General features: G+C 66.5%; 1 protein-coding gene and 1 pseudogene. Both read left to right on the top strand.

Annotation, left to right across the window (positions count from 1 at the left end):
* The first annotated feature begins 83 nt into the window (after positions 1–83).
* Positions 84–530 (top strand): hypothetical protein, encoded by a 447-nt coding sequence (locus ACFQS1_RS40500; RefSeq protein ID WP_378978392.1) that lies wholly within the window; start codon positions 84–86, stop codon positions 528–530.
* Positions 531–568: 38 nt separating this feature from the next.
* A pseudogene (locus ACFQS1_RS40495) lies at positions 569–934 on the top strand (IS3-like element IS1141 family transposase); the annotation flags it as partial.

Raw genomic sequence — 934 nt, 5'->3', positions numbered from 1 at the left:
CCCTCTCGGTCAAGATCGTGTGAGACACCCCGTGTGACTGTGGGGTGGTGACCTGAGGGCGGGGATCGGAGATCCTTGTGAGCGTGTCCACTTCATCTGACAAGCAGCCGGCGGCGGCCGGTGACGGGGTCGATCCGGCGCCGAAGCCTTCACGTCGAGCGTTCAGCCCGGCGTACAAGCTCGCGATGGTCGCCGCGTACGAGAGCGCCCCGAACGGAGAAAAGGGTGCTCTGCTGCGCCGGGAGGGCTTGTATTCGTCGCACATCATCGAATGGACACGGGCTCGTGACGCAGGCCTACTCGGGAAGCCGGGCCGGGATATCGAATCCTCGACGCCGGCGGGAACGGGGCGGCCGAAGAGGAAGAGCAGCGAACAACTCGAGCTGGAGAAACTACGCCGTCAGAACGAGAAACTGCAGGCCGATCTGAAGAAGACTCGAATGGCGCTGGACATCATGGGAAAAGCACACGCGCTCTTGGAAGAATTGTCCGAGAGCGCGGACGATCAGATACCGCCGAAGAAATCCTGACCGCCACATTCGAGCAATTACGGGCCGCCGAGGTCGCGGTGCAGAAAGCGTGCACACTGACCGGGATCTCGCGGGCGACTTACTACCGCAAGGCGAAACCGGTCGGGCCGATGCACGGCCCGTGGCTGCCGAGGACCCCGCCCCCGTGGACGCTCGGTCCTGCCGAACGGGAGCAGGTCCTGGCGGTGCTGAACGCGCCCGCGTATGCGGACCTGGCGATCCCGCAGGTGTGGGCGCGGGAACTCGACGAGGGCCGGTACTGGTGCTCGATGTCCACGATGTACCGGATCACGCGGGCGGCGGGGCAGAGCCGGGAACGGCGCCGGCAGGCCACACACCCGCCCCGGGTGCGCCCGGAGCTGGTCGCGACCGGCCCGTCGCAGGTGTGGTCCTGGGACATCACC

Origin of the sequence: Paractinoplanes rhizophilus, from assembly GCF_042664765.1 — a bacterium.
In the GTDB taxonomy this organism is placed as follows: Bacteria; Actinomycetota; Actinomycetes; order Mycobacteriales; family Micromonosporaceae; genus Actinoplanes; species Actinoplanes rhizophilus.
The sequence above is the reverse complement of the archived record's forward strand: the minus strand, read 5'-3'. Positions and strand labels throughout refer to the sequence as shown.